Below are 22,699 nucleotides of genomic sequence, written 5' to 3' on the forward strand. Positions count from 1 at the left end.
AGCCGGAAGGGAGTAAGATTAAGTGGAGAAACCAGTGAGTTCTGTAACCCCAGCCCACAACAACAATGGGGTGGGCTTAAATAAAACCAGATTATTCTTCAACCGCCTTATCCAGCAGAGAACGCTGGCATTTATGTGTATACCATTCGTAATCTGGGCTTTTGTGTTTAAATACCTTCCCATTTGGGGTTGGACCATGGCTTTTCAGAACTATAAACCGGCCAGAAGCTTTTCCGAGCAGGAATGGGCGGGGTTGAAGCATTTTCGGATTCTGTTTGAAGATAGCACCTTCTACCGGGTACTGCGAAATACGCTGGTGATGAGCACCCTTCAACTGATACTGGGCTTCGTAACCGCAATTACACTGGCCCTTTTACTGAATGAGCTTAAACATATTGTATTTAAACGTGTGGTTCAGACGGTTAGTTATTTGCCGCACTTTATCTCATGGGTTGTGGCGTCGAGTATAGTGCTGACCGTGTTATCTCCGGACGGAATCGTTAATCTGCTGCTGATGAAGCTGCATCTTCTGGACAAACCGGTGCTGTGGATGGGGAAAGGAAATTATTTCTGGGGGATTCTCGCGGGAGCCCAGGTATGGAAAGACGTAGGCTGGAACACGATTATCTATTTGGCGGCAATTACTTCAATTGATCCTTCCCAATATGAGGCGGCTGAAATCGACGGAGCGGGCCGCTTTCAGCGGATGCTCAATATTACGCTTCCCGGACTCAAGCCGGTGATCATTATCCTCCTGATTATGAACTTGGGTAATATTCTTGAATCCGGATTTGAGCCGCAATATTTGCTGGGGAACGGGATGAATTTGGAATACTCGGAGAACCTGGATATTTTCGTTCTGAAGTATGGTTTGGGAATGGGCAGCTTTTCCTTAGGGACCGCGGCAGGCATATTCAAAACCGTAGTCAGCTTTATCTTCCTTTTCTCCGCCAATCATATTGCCAAGAGAATGGGAGAAAGCAGATTATTCTAAAAGGAGGTTTATGTCATGCAAACAAGTAAAGCGTCCCGCTTACGGAACTCCAGTCTGGGGGACCGGGTATTTGATATCTGCAATGTAATCTTTATGATTTGTCTGATGGTTGTCACGATGTATCCCTTTGTTAATATGATTGCCGTGTCCTTCAATGATGCCAATGATGCCGTGAGAGGCGGTATTTATTTGTGGCCGCGCGAGTGGACCTTTAACAACTATAAATATATCTTCGGAGAATCGGAGATTTATCACGCGACCTTAATATCACTGCTGCGTACGGTGATTGGGACTGCAGTATCGGTCTTCTGCACGGCAATGCTGGCCTTCACCGTCAGCCGCCAGGAGTTTGTGCTACGCAAGTTTGTCACCCTATTCTTCGTAATTACCATGTATTTCAGCGGAGGCTTGATTCCAGGATATCTGCTAATCCGCAATCTGGGCATGACAGACTCCTTCTGGGTCTATATTGTTCCGGGGGTGATCGGCGTGTTCAACATGATCATTATCCGCTCCTTCATCGAAGGCCTTCCCGAAGGGATTCTGGAATCGGCCCGGATAGACGGTGCGGGAGAATTCACTACCTTTATCCGCGTTGTACTGCCGTTAACCATTCCCGCAATGGCAACCGTATCCTTGTTCGTTGCGGTGGGACAATGGAATTCATGGTTTGACGTCTTTCTGTACAACTCCTCCAATGTCAAATTAAGTACTCTGCAGTACGAATTAATGAAAATCCTGCAGACCACGAACACCTCTGCAACGGCAGGGGCGGTAGACGCCTATCAATCTGCTGAGAATGCTGTTAGGGTAACGCCTACTTCGCTGCGGGCAACGATGACGATCATAGCCAGTGTTCCAATCCTGGTGGTCTATCCGTTCCTGCAAAGATATTTCGTGCAGGGGATGACGGTTGGCGGGGTAAAGGGCTGACTGAAAAGGATCCAAAACGTATGGCAGCGATTCTCTCGTCAATGGAGAATCGCTGCCTTTTTCTTCACTTGCTGATGGACGATGAGCGAAGTTCTCATATCGTTAAAAATTAAAGTGTTTTAGTGTTATTTTAAAATGAATCGTGCATCCTTCTTCTACAAATGTACAATCTGATTTGGTAGGATATTACCAGGCAAAACCAATGTAAGCGCATACAAGAGGAGGAATCTCTAGGATGAGCAAAAAGATCAGGAGAAAGGCACTCTCAGTTTCAATGGCTGGAGTGCTGCTGCTATCCGTCATTACCCCTATGCCATTCTCTAACCCGCTTCAAGCTGCTCCGGCTGCTGCCGTGCAGTCTGCTATTGCTCCGGCACAGGTAACCGCCGATTGGTACAAGAGTTATCAGACGATGGATGGTGTAGGAGCCGCCTATGCGTATACGGATTCCGTGCATATGCTGCAGCTCGCTTCGGCCGGCCATCAGGATACGGTCCGGCATCTGCTGGATCTGACCTTCAGTGAACAGAAGGGTACAGGCCACGACATTGTCCGGGTGATCATCGGTGACAACGGCGGCCTGACGACTTCCGGGGCTACTGCGGCAAGCCCAGGGTTCAACCCGCTCACCAGTCTCCTGGCTGATGTGAATAATCCCGGCTTTGACATTGAGGGGAATGCCATTCCCCTGCGTGGAACAGCAGGACAATACGGCTACAAGATCGAAGCGGAGAACCGCTATTACGACGGAAATACCGACAGCATTTGGCCGGTTGAACCGGAGCATGCTCCTGGAACGCTTGTACCTGTGCAAGACTTTGTATGGGATTATCCCTCCTGGAATCAGCCGAGCGGCAATGACGACGGCGGCCCGACCAATCTCCTCAGTAAGCCCGGTGAACAGCCTGTAGTCATCAAGAATTCCCCGCGTACCCGCAAAGAGCTGTTCGATATCGATCAGGTCTGGACCATGCGCCAGGCACAGCAGTATGGTGTCAAGCAATTCTACGCCTGCACCTGGACTGTACCCTACTGGATGAGCCAATCCAACACCAATTCTCCCAGCAAAATTGTCCGCGGCGATATCGCCACAATTGGCGGAAAACCCGTCAAAATATATTATCAGGCCTATGCAGATTATCTTGTCAATTATATCCGCGGCATGTGGGAGCAGTGGGGGATTCCGGTTACCCACATCAATCCCTTCAACGAAGTCGATCTGGCGGGCGGTTCAGCCGCTTACGTTACGGAACTGATTAACGGCTATATCGGTCCTGCCTTGAAAAAATCGATGCAGCCCGGCGGCGACCTCTATGATATTAAGAACCCGGAAGGCAAGCTCATTGACTTCGTTCCCCAGCTTGCCGCAGTGGACGGCACCAATCTGGGCGCTTCCTTAAGCAGAGGCGGCGAGGTGTTCTCGCAGACCGACCCGGATAATGCGCTCGACAAGAATCCCTATCTCGATGTATTCACCACCCATCTCTACGGAACTGTTGGCATTGGTACGGATGAGAACAAACTGTACCACACCGGAGATTTCTCCAAGAGTCCTCTGGATTACACCAAGGATGGAAGCAAGTATCCCGAATATCTGACCAAGTATAAGCTCTGGCAGGCAGAATTTATGAATCAGGACACCGGTGACGGATCGGCTGGGGCGTATACCCAGCGCTACGGCAATCAGAATATTAATGATGCTGTGCGCTGGTCCAATCTGATGACCAATATGTTCACCAGTAATCCGGGCTTCACCGGCTTTGTCTGGTGGAGCATGTGGGACAGCAACGGCGCAGACGGCTCTGACCTGATCCGCTTCGTGACGACCAACTCCCAGCAGGAGCCGGGACGGATCAGCACACTGACCGGTGAATACCGGTTGTTCAAGCGCTTTTACAGCTACGGGCATTTCTCCCGGTTCATGAATCCCGGCGATGTGCGCTTTGAGGTTACACGCGTACCGGCGCCTGATCTGAATGTGGTCGGCTTCAAGAATCCGGCTACGGGTGATTTCTCGATGACGGTATCCAACGCGAACAACGATGCCAGTGTCCAGCCGCTGGAATTCAATCTGAAGGACTTCCCGGCGGGAACGGACAGTGTGACGGTGTTCCGCACCTCGGGAAGCGAGAACCAGAAGAAGCTGGGTACGATTCCGTTATCGGGCGGCAAGTTCGTTATTGACATTCCGTCCGCCAGCATCGTGACAATCGTTCCGTCCAAGGGAACCTTTGCCACCTATCAGGGACTGGACGGGGAACGCGATGTCTTCTCCACGCTGGAAGCAGAGGGGAATGATAACCGTGTGCCCGGCGACAGTGCAGGCCAGGCGGGCCGGGCCAATGAGGCAGTGAAGCTTGGGACAGGCGGAACCCTCGCTTACAACAATGTGAACTTTGCAGACGGCTCGGCGAACGGCGGTGTAGTCCGCAGACACTTGCTATACCTTACTGCCCAGACGAAGTCGGCCCAGGGAGGCAAGCTTGCCGCATACGTCCTTCCGGTGGGAACGGCTGTCGGCAGCAGGACCGATATTCAGTCCCAAGGTACGCGGGTCGCAGCGATTGTGGTACCGGCCAACGATAGCTACGGCAAATTCCAGGCTATGGTCGATACTGGTGATCTCAGTGCTTACGGGCATAAGGATCTCTATATTGTGGCTGAGCCCAATGGGGCCGAGGGTACGATTACCGTTGACCGCTTCCTGTTCGGCGCAGGCGATTCCGACTGGAGTGCGGCTGCCAATAACTCGGTTGTGGCGATTCCAGGGAACCTGCTGCTGAATGGAGATTTCGATACAGCTACAGGCGTAAGTACCGATCACTGGTCGGCAGGCCGTTACAATAACGGCAGCTTCGAGCCTGCTGTCACTGGACCTGTACTCACGGCAGATACAGTGCAGAGTTACTCGGGACTCTCCCGTTATCTGAAGAACAGCTCTACCTCCAAGGTTGCCGGGTCCGGGAAGCTTGCGGGCCGCACAGCAGCTGCGGAGCAGTATGACGGCATCTGGCAGGATGTGACCGGCAAGCTGAGCCAGGGAGAGAGCTATAACTTCAAGGGCTATTTCCTCTCGATGATGAGCCGCCCGGACAGTTATGATGTCGCTGCGGAGCAACCGGGGGATGTGGAAGTGGCGCTGGTGTATTACGACAAGGATGGAGTTCAGCTTGGCATGGACCCGGTTAATGGGCGCGATATGCCGGAACCCTACGCTGCCCGTGAAGCTGGCGATCCGGCTTACTGGCAGAACGGGAAACTGATTGGGCGTATTCTTGAGGGCGGCCCGCTTGGCCTCAGCTCCTTCCAGCCTGTGGATGTGAAGGTGGCGGACTGGCATGAGACGCCTAATCAACCATTCACGTATGAAGAACCCGCAGGTACAGCAAAGGTGGTACTGGCGGTGTATGCGAAGGATGCCAACATCCTGTATGCGGACCAAATGTCGCTTACTCCTGAGGCGGTTGTCTCCCGCAACCTCTTTATCGATGGCGTTCAGCCGTCTGATTTTGACGAAGGGAAATATGAATATAAATATACAGTAACCGGGAACGCCATTCCGAAGGTTACGGCGGTAACCAGCGAACCGGCTGAGCTTGTGAGCATCTCGCAGGCAGACAGTGCGCAAGGCACGGCAGTGGTCCGGTTTATCAAAGGCGAACAAGTGAAGACCTATAAAATCTTCTTCAGTACGAACGAGGTGGTTGATTTCTCGAATGGCCTTCCGGCAGGCTGGGAGGTGGTAAATCCGGCTGATCCGCAGACTGCACTCCGCTATAGTGCGGATGGTGCAGAGATTCAGACCTTGAAGAGCGATACGGACTATCCGGGCAGCCATAATATGCTGCAGCTTCCAGGCTCCGCTGAAGGGAACTGGACGCTGACGGCGAAGCTTACCGTTGACAAACCGCTGAATGATCCATCGATGGGCGAGAACTCCCAGGTTGGGCTTGGCATCAGCGGCAGTTCAAGCGGAGAATTTTACCGGATCAATGCAAGGAAGGTCAGCAGCAATATCAAAGTAAATAATTCAGGCAAAAGCGGCACCCAGTCCTTCACCAACAATACGAATCAGACCAATCTGAGCGGGACTACCTATTACTTGCGGATTGTAAAAGAAGGCAATGTGGTGCAAGGCTATTTCTCGACCAACAGCGGCTCTTCCTGGACCACGATGGGCAGTCCGTCCACGTATACTCCGGAATTCTTCAAGGCTGCCAAGGTACAATTGTATGGAACCAATACCAGCGCTGTAACGGACTTCAAAGTCACCTTCTCGGGGGTTACCCTGGTGAAGACCCTGGGAGAGACGGGGGAAATTACTGCAGATCAGCAGGCGGTAGAGGAAGCGGCGACCTTGATTGGCACCCGGATTACCGTTCCTAATGCAGTAGAGGGTGAAGATAACGCTAAGCTGATGGCCAAAGCACAGGCTGTTCTGGATGGGAATGAAGCGCTGAAGCAACTGGGAGTGAAGACCGTTATTACCCTCCAGGGAGGCGGATTTACGCTGACTGTTATTAAGGGAAGTGTCAGTGTAAAGGTTAGCCCGTTCACTATTACAGCAGGGATGAAGGCGGTAAGAGATTTCGAGGATGGGACCGTGCAAGGCTTCCAGCCAAAGGGAAGTGCTGGCGTGAAGCTGGAGGTGACCAAAGAAGCTAACCATACAGCGGGCGGCGCATATGCTCTGAAGGTCACAGGCCGTGCCGCCAACCCGGACGGACCTTCGGTCCCGGTCAAGGATGCTGTCACCGTTGGTAACGAGTACAAGGCAACAGTCTGGGTGAAGCTGATCAGCCCGGCAAGCGCACAGCTCAAGCTGACGGCACAGGTCAATGCGCCAACGCCGTACTATGTCAGTCTGGCTACACAGACGCTTAGTGCAGGCGGAGACTGGGTGAAGCTGGAAGGCACCTACCGTTATCTGCACGATGATGTCACTTTATATGTGGAGAGCCCGAACAGTATGGTTGCGTCTTACTATATTGATGATTTCAGCTTCACAGACACAGGGCTGGAGAGCATTCTTCCACTCCAGGAGGTGTATAAGAACGACTTCCTGCTCGGCAATATACCCGGCACTAATGATCTTAATCCGGGCAACGGACAGAATGCGTTCTTCAATTATCACTTCAATGTCGTGACCTTCGAGAACGAGATGAAGCCGGATGCGCTGCAGAAGATCAAAGGCACTTTTACCTTCAGCAAATCAGACGATATGGTTGCCAAATCCCGGGCGATGGGAGCGGAGGTCCATGGGCATGTGCTGGTATGGCATAGCCAGACTCCGGCGTGGTTCACGCAGCAGGTAGATGCCTCAGGCAATGCCGTGAAGGATGGGGCGGGGAATCCGGTCTATCTTAGCCGCAGTGAAGCACTGGCAAATATGAGAACCCATATCCGTACTGTCATGGAGCATTACAAGGATTCGGTGATCTCTTGGGATGTGGTCAATGAGGCGATGCAGGATGGTCCTCCCGCCGTAACGGACTGGAAGGATGCGCTGCGTAAGTCACCTTGGTACTATTCTGTCGGCCCTGACTTTGTAGAGCAGGCATTCCTTGCCGCCAGGGAAGTGCTGAATGACAATCCGGCGTGGAATATCAAGCTGTATTACAATGACTTCAATGATGATTTCCCGGAAAAGCGGGATGCCATCTATGACATGGTCAAAGAGATCAATGACCGTTATGCGCTGGCCCATCCCGGCAAACTGCTGGTTGACGGCATCGGGCTGCAGTCCCACTACGATATGAGAACCAAGCCTGCCAATGTGGAAGCGGCGATTGAGAAATATGCTTCGCTGGGCGTGGAGCTCTCCATCAGCGAGCTGGATGTGCTGGCAGGCATGAATTATTCCCTCTCAGCAGAGTGGGCAGAGAAGCAGGCGAGCCTGTATGCCCAATTGTTCCAGATCTACAAGAAGCATGCGGATGTTATTGCGCGTGTCACCCTTTGGGGATATGCGGACAGCGCGAGCTGGAGAGCGGGCCAGAATCCGTTACCGTTCATCAGTTCGCTGGCACCGAAGCCGGCATATTATGCCATCCTTGATCCTGAGAAGTATCTGGCCGGTCATCCGCTCTATATGACTCCAGAGACTAAGAGCTCTACGGCGCTGTATGGTACCCCTGAGATTGATGGAAGCATAGACGGCCTCTGGGCGAATGCGCCGGAGATCCAGATTGATAATCATCTTATGGCGACAGCGGAGACCACAGGAACCGCCCGGACGCTATGGGATGAAGAGAATCTCTATGTACTGTTCCAGGTCAAAGATACGCAGTTAAGCAAAGCCAGCACGGATAAGACGAAGCAGGACTCCGTGGAAGCTTATGTGGACGAAGACCGTATGAACGCCTGGCCGTACCGCGAGGATGACGGGCAATACCGGGTCAATTATGCCGGTGAGCAGTCCTTCAAGTTCCTCAGTAATTCGACACCGGCGGTCTCACCGGGATTTGCATCGGCGGCGGTAACCGAAGGAACGGCTTATACGGTGGAGATGAAAATTCCGTTCCGCACGCTGAAGCCGGAGAACGGGACACAGATCCGGTTCGATGCACAGGTGAACAACGCAACCGGGTCCAGCCTGATCGGCGTAGCCACCTGGAATGATCTGCTGGGCCGGGCTGCAAAATCAACAGAGGTGTTCGGCAGCCTTACTCTCAGTGGCAAGGGAGACGCAGTACCGCCCGTGTGGGCTGAGGGAAGCAAGCTTGCAGCTACCGATATTACGCGTACAGGGGTTACCTTATCGTGGCCGGCTGCAATGGATAATGTGGGCGTTACCGGCTACCGCATCTACAACGGGATCGATGCTGAGCCGGTGCTTGTAACCGGCAATGAACCGGTGGAGACCGTAACCGGAGCCGTATATCGTTATGAGGTAGCCGGACTGCTGCCGAACACGCCGTATACCTTCAAGGTAGAGGCAGGCGATGCTGCGGGGAACTGGAGTAAGGACGGACCGTCCGTTATAGTGACCACCCTTCCGGGTCAAGACGTCACGCCGCCGGTCTGGGCGGAAGGAAGTACGCTTGCTGCTTCCGGTATCACGAGTAACGGGTTGACGCTGACCTGGTCGGCTACGGCCACTGATGACAGCGGCATCTACGGGTACCGGATTACGAACGGAACCGGAGATAAACCGATTACGGTTACAGATGCTGTGTATACGGAGACCGTAACGGGTGCTGTATACAGTCATCAAGTAACGGGACTACAGCCGGGTAAGCCGTATACGTTCAAAGTGGAAGCAGGAGACACGGGCGGCAATTGGAGCGAGAGCGGGCCTTCTGTGTCAGCCACCACGCTGCCTGCTACGGACACCACACCTCCGGTCTGGATGGAGGGAAGCAAGCTTGAAGCTTCACGGATCACTGCATCCGCTCTGACACTAACGTGGACGCGGGCTGCTGACGACAAGGGAGTGACAGGCTACAAAGTCTATAGGGGAGCAGAGGAAATCGCTGCGTTATCTGGAACAGAGCAGCGGTACGAGGTAACCGGGCTTGCTGCGGGAACAGAGTATCATTTCTCGGTGCAGGCCGGGGATGAAGCCGGGAACTGGAGCAAGAATGGTCCTGCCCTCTCTGTAACTACGCTAAAAGACAGCGGCGGTCCGTCTGAGCCAACACCAACACCGACACCGACACCAACACCGAAACCGACACCGACGCCGACGCCGACGCCAATATCTACACCAGCGCAGACATCGATGCCGTCATCTGCACCAACGCCTACCCCTGTGCCTGGAACAGTAGTGTCGCCAGCGCCGTCACCAGGCTTGACTTCAGCACCGACACCAGCGCCTGTCAGCCCATTCCGGGATGTGCAGGCTAAGTATAGCTGGGCTTCGGAGGCGATTGACACGCTATACGGGCTGGGTATAGTCACTGGAACCTCTGGTACGACCTTTAATCCAGGGGAAAACATCACGAGAGCGGATTTCGTGCTGATGCTGGTGAGAGCTCTGGGACTTGAAGCGGAGGCAGATTCCAGCTTCACAGATGTCAGTCAGGGAGCCTATTATTATGAAGCATTGGGCATTGCCAAGAAGCTCGGAATCATCCAGGGAGTAGACGGAAGCAGTTTCAATCCGAAGGGAGAAATCACCAGACAGGATATGATGGTGATCGCTGCCAGAGCACTGAAGGCGGTGAACAAATTAACCGTTAGCGGCAGTGCCGGAGATTTAAGCGGCTATACGGACAGCAATAAGGTAGCGAAGTATGCCGTAAATAGTGTAGCCGCTCTGGTCAGAGAAGGCATCGTGAGGGGAGACGGCACATCCGTTCATCCCGCCGCAGCCACCACCCGGGCGGAAGCCGCCGTCATGATTTTCCGCATACTGAAGAAGTAACTCGGAGAAGCACAACCCCGCAGGTAAAAGCATAGAATTACATCAAATACCCCTCACGGCCGCGAGCGTCCACCCATCGGAAGATGGGCCGGATGCTGGCTGGCTGGAGGGTATTTTTGTTGGATAAAGTACACTTGCTGATGAGCGAATGGACACTACTGGATAGTACCCGGGCATCCCGCAACTCTGGGTCTTCCCGCCCAGCTCTGCCGCTACGCGTTCGCCTTGCGGTTATACCGGAAGTACTAATATTTCCTGTATAGCTTCTTTTTTACAAATAATTAGTTTATCATTGCTTCATTCCAAAGATTAGGAGGATTTACTATGCGTCGAGTAATAAAACATATAAGCCGGTTGTGTGCGGGGCTTATGCTGCTGGGTACTGTATTTTACGCGGGAGGGGGGCGGGTACTGGCTTCGCCTGTCGGGAGTGAACAGGTTATCAGGACAGAGGTTGCGGCTCCGGCTGCTGTGGACGTCAGTTCTTCCATTGCAGTGCTGGGCAGCCCGTTCAAGAAAGCGGCTTATGCGCGTAATGTCTGGGACATGCAGCTTTTTGGCGGCAAAATCTATCTGGGCCACGGCAACAGCAGCAACAATGCGCCTTCGCCCAATGCGGGGCCGGTTCCAATCTATTACTGGGATCTTGCCCAGAATAAATTCTCTGTCCAGGATGTTACGTATACGAACCCGGCGACAGGCAAGGTGACTACCAATGTCTATGTCATGGATGAGCAGATCGATACCTTCAAGGTGCTGAACGGAGAGCTGTATATTCCCGGGCATGACTCCAGAGTACCGGGGTGGGCTTACGGGAATTTTTACCGGCTGAACGGGGATCACTGGGATCAATACATGAACATTCCCGGAGGTATTCATGTGTACGACATGGCTTACTACAAAGGCAAGCTGTACGCAGCACTGGGCGCTAACGAAGGGCCTTTGATTTACGTGTCTTCGAACAAGGGAGCAACCTGGACCCGCCTCGGCTCGGTCTCCCAGTACGGTATTATGCGTGCGTACAATCTGTTCGAGCTGGGCGATACACTGTATGCTTCCTCAGCCACGGCAGGGAAGACCCAGGGAATTGCCAATGAGAAAGGGTATATGACCTCCATCAAGCAGAGCACAAGCGGGGGGATTCAGACGTCCAAGCTGACTTTTACCAGTACCCAGTTGTTCCCAGGGCTCAGCTTCGTTACCAAACCCGGTGAAGTGAATGTTCCCGGTGTCAGCGGACAGCCTTGGCTGAAGCTCCTGCGCACGACCCCTGTGAACGACCGGCTGCTCTATATTGCAGGGGTGATCTATAACGATCCTCAATCGATCCCGCAGGGACTGTTCTCGGCCGGAGCTAACTTCCAGAATGTGCGCAAGGAACGGTTGCCTGACTCTGCTGTAGTGCCAATGGATATTCTGGAGCGCGGGGAGACGGTATATGTGCTCGGTTACGTGAAGGAAGCTCCAGGACAATATACGAATGCTGTTTACCGCAAAAATACTGCCAGCTTCGCAGCCAGCGGGGAAGGCTGGAGCGAAGTCTTCCGCTTCAGCCGGGATACGTTCGCCCGTTCTTTCGAGGAACAGAATGGCGATTTCTATTTTGGACTGGGGAGTTATGCGGATGTCATTCCGGCTTCCACCGGCACGATTTTGAAGCTGAGCGCCGGGGCTTATTAAAGGCTACTCCCCAATAATCGCAATATTCGTGTTGATCCATTGGGCGGTATCTACCCCCTTGGCCTGTAAAAGCAGCGTGTTGATGATATCCTCGCCCCAGTTCTGCTCGTTCTGTGAGATGACCCGGGTAATCTGGCCGTTATCCAGCGCCTGCTGCAAGGCAGGGGTCAGGCCGAGGGCAAGGTTATAACGCTTTAGCCCCTTGGCCTTCCAGACCAGGACAGAGCTGGTGCCGGAGACAAAATCCAGATTGACCAGCGCGCTGAAATGGGGATGGTCCGAGATCATCTGCTCCAGCTGCCCGGCAGCCCGCTCCTCACTGCCGTCATTGTGGCGGATCTCCAGTACATCAATGTCCGTATGCTTAGTCAGGTAGGTCTCAAGTCCAAGCAGGCGTTCCCGGGTGCTCTGCATCCGGGACATTCCGGACTCCACTAGAATCATTCCTTTACCGCTTAGCAGACGTTCTACCGTCTGTCCCATCACTGCACCGGTTGCCCGGTTATCCGCCCCGATATAGGCTGCTCTCCGGCTGGCAGGCGAATCCGATTCGAAGCAGACCACGGGAATCCCTTGGGCGGCCGCTTTGTTAATCATGGCGGTTAGCGCCTGCGAATCCACCGGAGCAATCGCAATGCCGTCTACCCCCCGCTTAATCATCATCTCCATGATGCGGATCTGCTGCTCCAGATTGGCTTCATCGGGAGCTTGCACCAGCAGTTCCACATTATGCTTCTTGGCAACCGCTTCCGCTTTTTCGGTGATCATCTCGTAAGTGGCATTCACCATAGGGTAGATAATGCCGAATGTCAGCGGAGGTTCTTCGCCTGCACTTAACGGAGAATCTCCCGCTGTCTTCTCGGGAGTATCCGCTGCTCCGGCGGACTGTAGGCAACCGCCAAGCAGGAAGCCTGCCGTCAGCAGCAGAAGAACCACAGACCATCCCCGAAGCCTGTTTACGCTCACGCATTTCCCGCCCCTCTTGGGATCGTGTGCAGCTGCTCCCCGGTATTTCCCTGCCTGCGGAATTCCATGGGCGTCATCCCCGTTACTTTTTTGAACAGGTTGGAGAAATAATGCTGATCGTTATAGCCGACCAGATAGGCGATTTCAAAGGTTTTGTGCCCCGTGGATTTCAACAGCTCCTTGGCCCGGTCCATACGTGTAGCCGTCAGGAATTCCGTGATGGTCTGCCCGGTAGCCTGACTGAAGGTCTTGCTCAGATGGCTGGGACTGACCCTGACCACCTTAGAAATGTCATTCAGGGAGAGCTGCTCCTTGTCGTATTGCTCACGGATATATTCCTTCACCCGGTCAATCAGCTCACGGTGCTTGTCTGCTCCTTCGGACCGCCATTCCCATAGCCGCTCGTATAACTGCTTGAGATACTGAAGGCCATCCTCACTACTGGAGATTTGCTTCAGCTGTGTCTGCAATTCCTGGAGTATGCCGGCGTGGCCCGCAGCTGCGCGGAACCCGTTCTTCGCCGTCTGGACCAGCTCCAGGGTGATATCGTTCATCAGGTAACAGGCATATCCTGAGCTCCAGTTCATTTGTTCAAGCTCCTTGGACAGCTCCAGCAGGAAGCCGGACATCTGCCTGTGGTCGCCCGACTTCAGGAACTGGACCAGCCGGCTTCTGTCGAGCAGAACCCCATGGGCGCTAGGGTCATAATACGCCTCAAGCATGGCGGCGGAATGCATTCTGGACATCTGCTTGAACATGCGGTCATTCTCAGCCTCCAGATAGGAGAGGTGAATGCCCTGCAGACGTTCGCAGACCTTGCCCCGGCTGACGGACAGCTCCAGCCCGCAGCCTACCCTCAGCCGCTGCTTCGCAGCCGCGCACAGGTCATCCAGAGTCTGGTTCATCTGGGCCGGATCACTGCCTTTATAGATCAGGACCGTCTCCGTGCGGCTGCGCTTGTAGATGAAGCTGTCGGCCGCCTCCTTGAGCAGGCCTGCTAACATTGCCTCTGCATCCGGCGAAGCGGGGGGAGGCTCTGGAGAATCCTCCATATTCTGCGGCTGCAGAGTAAATACAGCGGCGGCGTAGTATGGAGCTGTTAACTGCAGCTCAAGCTGGGCCGCCGCTTCGTAAGCGGCAGCGGTGCTGATCAGGCCTCCGCACAGATCCGCGAACAGATTCTCGGGGGTGTAGGCATATTTGTGCCTGATCCTTAGTTCCTCATCAATCCGGGCGCTGACGCTACGCAGGAGCTGTAGCAGGTCGGCAGCGCTGAACGGCTTCAGGCAGTAGTCCTCCACCCCCAGACGCAGCGCCTTCTGGGCATACTGGAAGTCATCATGACCGCTTAGAATGATGATTTTGATCTGCGGGAATTTCTGGCGGACGACAGAGGTAAGCTCCAGGCCGTTCATGAACGGCATTTTGATATCGGTAATCAGAATGTCGGGCAGCTGCGCTTCAATGATAGGGAGCGCCAGCTCCCCGTCGGGAGCGTCACCGCAATAGAGGAAGCCTTCTTTCTCCCAATCGATGCATTCCCGGATATTCTCGCGGATCAGGATCTCGTCATCCACCAGCATAATCTTCTTCATCACTAGACCCCCCTGTTCTTGGGTATGCGAACCGTAATCTGTGTGCCATAGCCTTCCGAGCTGTCCAGACGGATACCATATTCGGGCCCAAAATACAGCCGCAGCCGCTGATGCACATTCTGCAGGCCGAAGCCGCCCTGACCGGTGTCCTCGGGTTCCTCCGACTGGATGGGATGCTCGACCGATTCCCGCAGCGCCGTAAGCCGCTCGTCGGGAATGCCGATGCCATTATCCGAGACCGTAAGCATAATGGTGCCGCCGTCGGTGTAGCCGCCTATGCGGATTAGCCCCATGCCCCGCTTATTCTTAATTCCGTGATACAGGGCGTTCTCAACCAGCGGCTGCAGAGTCATATTCAGTATCGGATACTCCTGCAGCTCCTCCGCCACCTCCACCTTGAACTCCAGGATGTCGTGGTAGCGCATCTGCTGGATAATCAGATAGCTCTGCACATGGGCAAGCTCAGAGCGGATCTGTACCCAGTCGCGCCCGTTGTTGAGGCTAAGCCGGAAGAACGCGGATAACGCCTTCACCAGCCGGATCACGCCATCGTGATTCCCCGCTTCTGCCATCCAGACAATAGAATCCAGCGTGTTATACAGAAAATGAGGGTTAATCTGCGCCTGAAGCGTCCGCAGCTCTGCCTTTTGCAGCTGCTGCTGCTTACGGATGCTCTGGGCCAGCAGCTCTTTGATCTGCTCGACCATAATGTTGAAGCTCTGCCCGAGATCGGCGATCTCATCGGTGCCGTCCGGCTTGACTTTGGCCTCCAGATAGCCACTTGCGGTCAGGCGCATCTTGTGCTGGAGCAGCTGGATGGGCCGGGTCAGCCGCCGGGTGAGCAGATAATGGAGCGTGATCGCAAAAATAATGCTTAGTCCCACGCTGATAATAATCAGCTGTCTGATCCGGTTCGCCTCGGCCACAATCTCCTGCAGCGGGGCTATGCCAATAATCGTCCAGCCTGTTGCCAGTGAGGAGGTATGGACGATGAACCGGGGCGGTCCGCCCGTCTGAAGCACGAAGCTGCCGCTTCTGCCCCGTTCCCCCGCAGGGATCAGATTGTCCTGAATAACGGCCAGCTCTCCCGCCCGCACAGGAGGAACATAGAGGGGATTGTTCTGCTCATCCAGCAGGTAGAAGAATCCGGTAGTGCCGATCGTCACCTTGTCGCAGAACTCTTTAATGAAGGAATCATTCAGATCCACTATGATATAGCCGATGACCTCATGCGTAATCCGCTGCTTGACCGCCTTCATAATCGAGATCACGCCCTCATTCCCGTAGGTGAAGCCGTCTACCCGGTCATAGCCGGTGATCAGCGGCGGGGGCACCCGGAGGATCAGCTCCGGATTCTGGGATAATGCCTGAAAATGCGGATTGCGCAGCGGGTTGCTGGCGGACTGGAAGATTCCCCGGCGTTCGCTGATGCCTTTGCCGTACAGATTAATGAGACTGATGTTGAGGACATTCTCATACTTGTAGGTGTCCCGGTAGAGGGTGAAGGTCTGCAGAATGTCCTTGGCCTCCTGATAGGTCTCCGACTGCGAGAACAGAAAGTGGATGACCTGTGGATTATTGCTAAGCTCCAGCAAACGCTCGGTATCCTTGAACAGGTTGTCCATATTCGTTCCCAGCATATCGGCCTGAAGCATGCTTGAAGCCTTGCTGTGACTGGAGATGGATTGGTAGGATTTCTGGTAGGAAATAAGGCCGACGGCAATCAGCGGTATGGTGGACAGCACTATGAACAAAGCCAGCAGTTTGGCTCTAAGACTGGAGGAGATCCAGCGTGTAATCCGCATTATCGGGAATTCCCTTTCACAAGTAGAGTAGATGCCGTTCCTAGCTCTATTTTATAACAAATATTGGAATACCGAAACAGAAAAGAAAGCGCAAACAAAATATCCACTTTTTGAATAAAAAAGTACACCAAAATACCTATTCGGAGGGAATAAACCCAAAATTAGAAAGCAAACGCCAAAGACTGCCCGTATAATGCCCTTTTGTAAGCGTTCTATAATGAGCACAACACCGGAACATGGTGAACGTCAAGGGGGAGGAATAAGGAGATATGAAGAAGCTTGGAAAAGTGGGGGCTGTGCTTGCCCTGACCCTGTCCATGACCCTGCTGGGGGCATGCAGCAGCAATAACGGCGGGAACACGGCGGCGGATGCGGGCAAGACTGACAGTGCAGTAACGAAGGCGCCGGCGGCCAATGCCACCAAGGAGGCCAAGGACATTACGCTCGGCTTCTCGCAGGTCGGGGCGGAGAGCGGCTGGCGCAGCGCGAATACGAAGTCGATTCAGGATTCAGCCAAGGAAGCGGGCTACACGCTGAAATTCTCGGATGCCCAGCAGAAGCAGGAGAATCAGATCAAGGCACTGCGTTCTTTTATCCAGCAAAAGGTTGATGTCATCTCCTTCTCTCCGGTAGTGGAATCCGGCTGGGATACGGTTCTGAAGGAGGCGAAAGCGGCGGGCATTCCGGTTGTTCTGACAGACCGTGCGGTAGATTCCAAGGATACCTCACTGTATGTTACCTTCCTGGGCTCCGATTTCGTGGAAGAAGGACGCAAGGCAGGGAAGTGGCTGAGCGAGCAGTATAAGGATGCTTCCGAGGACGTTAATATTGTAGAGCTGCAGGGAACTACAGGCTCTGCTCCGGCCAATGACCGGATGGCAGGCTTCGCCGAGACTATTAAGGATAACCCGCACCTCAAGGTCATTGCTTCACAGACCGGCGACTTCACCCGCGCCAAGGGCAAAGAAGTCATGCAGGCCTTCCTGAAGGCCAATAAGAAAATTGATGTGCTGTATGCCCATAACGACGATATGGCGCTGGGGGCTATTCAAGCGATTGAAGCAGCAGGCCTCAAGCCGGGCCAGGATATTAAGATTATCTCTGTCGATGCCGTGAAGGACGGAATGCAGGCTGCCAGTGAAGGGAAAATCAACTTCATCGTCGAGTGCAACCCGCTGCTTGGACCTCAGCTGATGCAGGTGGTGAAGGATGTGGTGGATGGCAAGCAGGTAGAAGCGCGGATCGTGACCGAGGAGACCACCTTCACTTCCGAGCAGGCCAAGGAAGCATTGCCTAGCCGCCAGTATTAATCAGCAAGCCAAAAGAAACCTTGCTCCGGCGGTCCTTGAACCGCCGGAGCGGTTGTCTAAGGAGAATAAGGAGTGGATATAGCCTTGAGCACACAGCAGCCCATACTGCAAATGACCCGGATACATAAACGGTTTCCGGGGGTGAAAGCCCTGACAGATGTGAGTCTGCGCCTGTTCCCCGGCGAGGTGCATGCCTTGATGGGCGAGAATGGCGCCGGTAAATCCACCTTGATCAAGGTGTTGACCGGCGTCTATTCGATTGATGAAGGCCTTGTGGAGATGGAGGGCACAGCCATCTCCATGCGCAGCCCGCAGGAGTCACAGGCTGCGGGCATCAGCACCGTGTATCAGGAGGTGAATCTGTGCCCCAACCTGACGGTCGCCGAGAATATCTTCATCGGCCGGGAGCCGCGGCGGTTCGGCTGTATCCAGTGGAAGCAGATGAATCTGCGGGCAGAAGAGCTGCTCCGGGAACGGATGAATCTGCACATTGACGTCACCCTTCCCTTGCAGAGCTATTCTGTTGCAGTTCAGCAATTGGTTGCTATAGCCAGAGCACTGAATATCTCGGCAAAGGTGCTGATTCTGGATGAGCCGACCTCAAGCCTGGATCAGAACGAAGTGGATCAGCTGTTCCGCATTATGAGGAAGCTTCAGCAGGAGGGGCTGTCGATCCTGTTTGTGACGCATTTTCTGGACCAGATGTATGAAATCTCCGACCGGGTCACCATTCTGCGCGGCGGCGAGCTGGTCGGTGAATACATGGCGAACGAGCTGAGCCAACTGGATCTCGTACTCAAGATGATCGGCAAGGAGCTTCATCTGCTGGATGAGCTGCCAACGCTTGCGGCACAGGACAAGAACAGCCTGGGCGATGAGCTGCTGAGGGCGGAAGGGCTGGGCCGCCGGGGCGGAATCGAGCCGTTCGATCTGGCGATCCGCAAGGGAGAGGTCGTCGGACTGGCCGGACTGCTGGGTTCCGGGCGGACGGAGGCGGCCCGCCTGTTGTTCGGTGCCGACAAGCCGGATTCCGGGCAAGTGATCCTGCCGTCATCCGGCGGCGGGGTGCACTCTCCCCGGGAAGCCATAGGACGGCGGATCGCTTTCTGCTCGGAGAATCGCAAGACCGAGGGGATCATCGGCGATCTGACGGTAAGAGAGAACATTATTCTGGCGCTCCAGGCCAAGGATGGAATGTTCAAGACGATCCCGCGTGGGCGGCAGGAGGAGCTGGCTGGAGAATACATCCGCATGCTGAATATCAATCCTCCCAGCCCGGACCATCTGATCAAGAACCTCAGCGGCGGCAATCAGCAGAAGGTGCTTCTGGCCCGCTGGCTGCTGACGGAGCCGGAGCTGTTCATCCTCGATGAGCCGACGCGGGGGATTGACATCGGAGCCAAAGCAGAGATTCAGAAGCTGGTGCTGACGCTCTCCCGGCAGGGAATGTCGTTCCTGTTCATCTCCTCGGAGCTGGAGGAGGTGCTGCGGGTCAGCGACCGGATCGCCATTCTGCGCGACCGCCGCAAGGTGAAGGAAATTTCAGAGAAGGACATGAGCCAGCAGCAGATTATGCAGGCGATTGCGGGAGGCTGAACCAATTATGAGCGTAGTAATGAAGCATCATTTATTCTGGCCGCTGTGCGTACTGGCTGCACTGCTGCTGTTCAACCTGTGTTATTCGCCGGATTTCTTCTCCATCACCGTCCATGACGGGCATTTATACGGCAGCTTGATCGACATACTGAACTTCGGTGCGCCGCTGATCCTGGTAGCTATCGGGATGACGCTGGTAGTGGCTACCAAGGGGATCGACCTGTCGGTCGGTTCCATAGTAGCCATCTCGGGCGCTATCGCCTGCCTGAGCATCAGCAGAGGAGCGGACCAGAACAGTATGGGGCTGATCCTGACCTCGGTGCTGCTGGCCGCAGGCCTGTCCCTGATGCTGGGGGCCTGGAACGGACTGCTGGTCTCCATGGCCGGAATTCAGCCGATTATAGCCACACTGATTCTGATGGTAGCGGGAAGGGGGATCGCCCAGCTTATTACCGGCGGACAGATTATTACAGTAACCAGCACCAAGTATGCGTATATCGGGTCCGGTTCACTGGCTGCGCTGCCCTTCTCTATTTTTGTCGTAGCGCTGGTTCTGGGGATCGCCCTGCTACTTACCCGGCGGACGGCCCTCGGCCTGTTCATCGAATCGGTGGGCTGTAATCCGGCAGCCAGCAAGATGTCCGGCATCCGTGCCCACTTAGTCATACTGGCCGTCTATGTGTTCTGCGGCTTATGCGCCGGAATCGCCGGCCTGCTGCTCAGCTCGAATGTCTCCAGCGCTGACGGCAACAATGCCGGTCTCTGGTATGAGCTGGACGCTATTCTGGCCGTGGTCATCGGTGGGACGTCGCTGAACGGCGGCCGCTTCTATCTGACCGGCACCGTGATCGGAGCGCTGATTATCCAGACGCTGACCACCACCATCTATATGATCGGTGTGCCGCCGGAGATTACGCTGGTTGTTAAGGCCTGTGTCGTCCTGGCCGTCTGCCTGATCCAGTCGGACACCTTCCGCGCCGCGGTTGCCGCCCGCTGGAAGTCGCGGCATTACCCCGCTGAGAAGGAGATGAGCCGTCATGCCTCTTAACCGTAAGTATATTCCAATAGTAGTCACCATTCTGCTGTTCATCGTCATGTTCACCGCTGGCTCTTTCCGTTACACAGGCTTCTTCTCCCTTCAGGTGCTGATGAATCTGCTGGTGGACAATGCCTTTCTGCTAATCACGGCGGTGGGCATGTCCTTCGTCATCCTATCAGGCGGCATCGATCTGTCGGTCGGCTCGGTGATTGCCTTATCCACAATGGTCTCGGCAAGCCTCGTGCAGCAGCAGGGCTGGCCGCCCGCCGTTGTTATCCCGCTTGTACTCCTGATGGGTGCCGTATTCGGTACGGTCATGGGCGCGATTATCCATTATTTCGCCATCCAGCCATTCATCGTCACACTGGCAGGAATGTTCCTGGCCCGGGGCTTATGCTATGTCATCAGCATCGATACCATTACCATTGATAACGCCTTCTACACCGCCATGGCCCAGACGCGGATTCCCCTGCCGGGCGGCAGCTTCCTCTCCATCAGCGCTGTTATCGCTATACTTGTCGTAGCAGCCGCTATCTTCACGGCTCACTATACCCGGTTCGGGCGCAATGTGTATGCCCTTGGGGGCAGTGAGCAATCGGCGCTGCTGATGGGGCTGCCCGTGGCGAGAACCAAGGTGCTGGTCTATACGCTTAGCGGACTATGCTCAGCGCTGGCAGGCGTGGTGTTCACCTTTTATATGCTGTCGGGGTACGGGCTGCATGCCGTCGGCTTCGAGCTGGATACGATTGCGGCGGTCGTCATTGGTGGCACGCTGCTGACCGGAGGGGTCGGATATGTGCTGGGTACCTTTTTCGGGGTACTGATTCAGGGTGTGATTCAGACGATTATCAGCTTCGAGGGCACGCTTAGCTCCTGGTGGACGAAGATCGTCATCGGCCTGCTGCTGTTCATCTTCATCCTGCTGCAGCGGGTGCTAAGCTCCAGGCGGCTGACCTTAAAAGAATAAGCACTACGCATGGAGAGACAATTTATACTTGTCTCTCCATTTTTTTGAAATATAATAATGTATAGGTTTCACGCTATACATTATCGTTCTATTTCTCACCGAAACGGTACCGTCCTTTAAAAGGATGACAAAGCCGTTTCCACTTGCTATATAATTGTAATCGCTATCATTCAGAAGGGGGAATCTGCTTGCGAACAGTAAAAGAGTGCCTGGTGCTGCTGTGCATCGTCCTGACACTAATGCTGCTGGGCGGTTGCACGGGTGGCGGGAATAACGGCGGGCCACAGGCGCTGCCTATGCAGGGGCCATCTCCTGCGGCACTTACAGGCCTGCTGCCCTCCGCAGCAGAGATTGCCGCAAACAAGCCAGTAGTGCTCGGCTTCTCCCAGCTCGGATCGGAGAGCACCTGGCGGGAAGCGAACACCGCATCGATCCGCGAAGCTGCCGGGGAGGCGGGGATTACGCTGCTGCTGAAGAACGCTGAGCAGGATCAGCAGAAGCAGTTCGAGGCCATCCGTTCTTTTATCCGCAGCGGGGTCGATGTGATTGCCATTGCGCCCGTGGTGCAGACCGGCTGGGAGCCGATTCTGCTGGAGATTAAGCAGGCTGGAATTCCGGTGATTATCCTGGACCGTTCAGTGAATGTACCGGACAGCTCGCTCTATGTCACGTTCATCGGCTCTGACTTCTATGAAGAAGGAGTGAAGGCGGCTAAGTATGTGAGAGACAAGATGCGTCATCACAACGGGGAGATCCGCATTGCAGAGTTGCAGGGAACCGTAGGTTCAACGCCGTCCATCGACCGCGGGCGCGGGTTCCGCAAGATGCTTGCCGATCAGCCGAACCTGCAGATTACCCTCAGTGCTCCGGCAGATTTCACGCGCAGCGGCGGTCATGAGGTGATGAAGACCTTTCTGCAGCAGCCAAAGGAGCAGTGGCCTCAGGTGCTTTATTCTCATAATGACGATATGGCAATTGGCGCGGTGGAGGCTATTAAGGAGGCCGGACTTGTGCCGGGAGAGGATATTATTATTGTGTCGGTGGACGGCACGCGGCGGGCATTCGAGCAGATGGTGGCGGGCAGCATCAACGCTGTGGTCGAATGTAATCCGCTGCTAGGGCCGCTGCTGATGCAAGCCGTGAAGGAGATTATGGCCGGCCGGACTCTGCCGAAGCGGATGGTGACCCCGGAGGATATATATACCCGGGAGCTGGCCGCAATGGAGATCAACAACCGCAAATATTAAGACATAAAAACCAAAAAATTTCAACTTTTCAAACAAAAATCTACATTGTTCATTGGGCAGAAGTATATTAAGATGAACTCGAATAACAAATATTAGTAGATTCATTCAAGTAATTCAATAGGAGGGGAGGATTGTGAGCTTCCGGCATAAGTAACGCATCCGATTGAAAGGGTTTACAAAAAATGTAATGGAGGAGAAT

General features: G+C 54.4%; 12 protein-coding genes. 9 read left to right on the top strand and 3 right to left on the bottom strand.

The genetic code is table 11. The features are described from left to right. The first annotated feature begins 34 nt into the window (after positions 1–34). From MKZ07_RS03010 to MKZ07_RS03025, 4 genes are all read left to right on the top strand, one after another. The gene (locus tag MKZ07_RS03010) at positions 35–994 is read left to right on the top strand and encodes an ABC transporter permease (RefSeq protein WP_036695207.1); all 960 of its coding nucleotides are present in this window, start codon (positions 35–37) and stop codon (positions 992–994) included. Between the two features lie 15 nt (positions 995–1,009). Then, complete coding sequence (locus MKZ07_RS03015) at positions 1,010–1,927, top strand: carbohydrate ABC transporter permease (protein ID WP_036695206.1); 918 nt, start codon at positions 1,010–1,012, stop codon at positions 1,925–1,927. 235 nt (positions 1,928–2,162) lie between these two features. Continuing rightward, positions 2,163–10,295: an endo-1,4-beta-xylanase gene (locus tag MKZ07_RS03020; protein ID WP_341024417.1), complete on the top strand. Its 8,133-nt coding sequence runs from the start codon at positions 2,163–2,165 to the stop codon at positions 10,293–10,295. 324 nt (positions 10,296–10,619) lie between these two features. Then, entirely contained in the window at positions 10,620–11,975 is a 1,356-nt protein-coding gene (locus MKZ07_RS03025; protein WP_341024418.1) for a hypothetical protein, read from the top strand. A gap of 3 nt (positions 11,976–11,978) precedes the next feature. On the opposite strand, the gene MKZ07_RS03030 is transcribed toward MKZ07_RS03025, so the two are convergent. The 3 genes from MKZ07_RS03030 to MKZ07_RS03040 are packed head-to-tail and all read right to left on the bottom strand — an operon-like array spanning position 11,979 to position 16,341. Beyond that, positions 11,979–12,941 (bottom strand): sugar ABC transporter substrate-binding protein, encoded by a 963-nt coding sequence (locus MKZ07_RS03030; protein ID WP_063829021.1) that lies wholly within the window; start codon positions 12,939–12,941, stop codon positions 11,979–11,981. Beyond that, entirely contained in the window at positions 12,938–14,536 is a 1,599-nt protein-coding gene (locus tag MKZ07_RS03035) for a response regulator (protein WP_341024420.1), read from the bottom strand. Before MKZ07_RS03035 ends, MKZ07_RS03030 begins: the two co-directional genes overlap by 4 nt. A gap of 2 nt (positions 14,537–14,538) precedes the next feature. Further along, on the bottom strand, positions 14,539–16,341 hold the full coding sequence (locus MKZ07_RS03040; RefSeq protein WP_341024422.1) for a cache domain-containing sensor histidine kinase: 1,803 nt from the start codon (positions 16,339–16,341) through the stop codon (positions 14,539–14,541). Positions 16,342–16,610: 269 nt separating this feature from the next. Between MKZ07_RS03040 and MKZ07_RS03045 the strand changes: the two genes are divergently transcribed. The 5 genes from MKZ07_RS03045 to MKZ07_RS03065 all read left to right on the top strand — a co-directional run bounded on the left by MKZ07_RS03045 (position 16,611) and on the right by MKZ07_RS03065 (position 22,500). After that, positions 16,611–17,651, top strand: coding sequence for an ABC transporter substrate-binding protein (locus MKZ07_RS03045; protein WP_341024423.1), 1,041 nt, complete (start codon positions 16,611–16,613; stop codon positions 17,649–17,651). A gap of 72 nt (positions 17,652–17,723) precedes the next feature. Then, entirely contained in the window at positions 17,724–19,247 is a 1,524-nt protein-coding gene (locus MKZ07_RS03050; protein WP_327196380.1) for a sugar ABC transporter ATP-binding protein, read from the top strand. Between the two features lie 7 nt (positions 19,248–19,254). After that, positions 19,255–20,295, top strand: a complete 1,041-nt coding sequence (locus MKZ07_RS03055; protein ID WP_235218436.1) for an ABC transporter permease — start codon at positions 19,255–19,257, stop codon at positions 20,293–20,295. Further along, complete coding sequence (gene yjfF / locus MKZ07_RS03060; RefSeq protein ID WP_036695201.1) at positions 20,285–21,253, top strand: galactofuranose ABC transporter, permease protein YjfF; 969 nt, start codon at positions 20,285–20,287, stop codon at positions 21,251–21,253. The genes MKZ07_RS03055 and yjfF overlap by 11 nt, the downstream gene beginning before the upstream one ends. Before the next feature lie 188 nt (positions 21,254–21,441). After that, positions 21,442–22,500 carry an ABC transporter substrate-binding protein gene (locus MKZ07_RS03065; protein WP_235218435.1) on the top strand — a complete coding sequence of 353 codons (1,059 nt, stop codon included), beginning with the start codon at positions 21,442–21,444 and terminating at the stop codon, positions 22,498–22,500. Positions 22,501–22,699: the final 199 nt, after the last annotated feature.

This window comes from Paenibacillus sp. FSL P4-0338, assembly GCF_038002365.1.
Taxonomy (GTDB): domain Bacteria; phylum Bacillota; class Bacilli; order Paenibacillales; family Paenibacillaceae; genus Paenibacillus_AQ.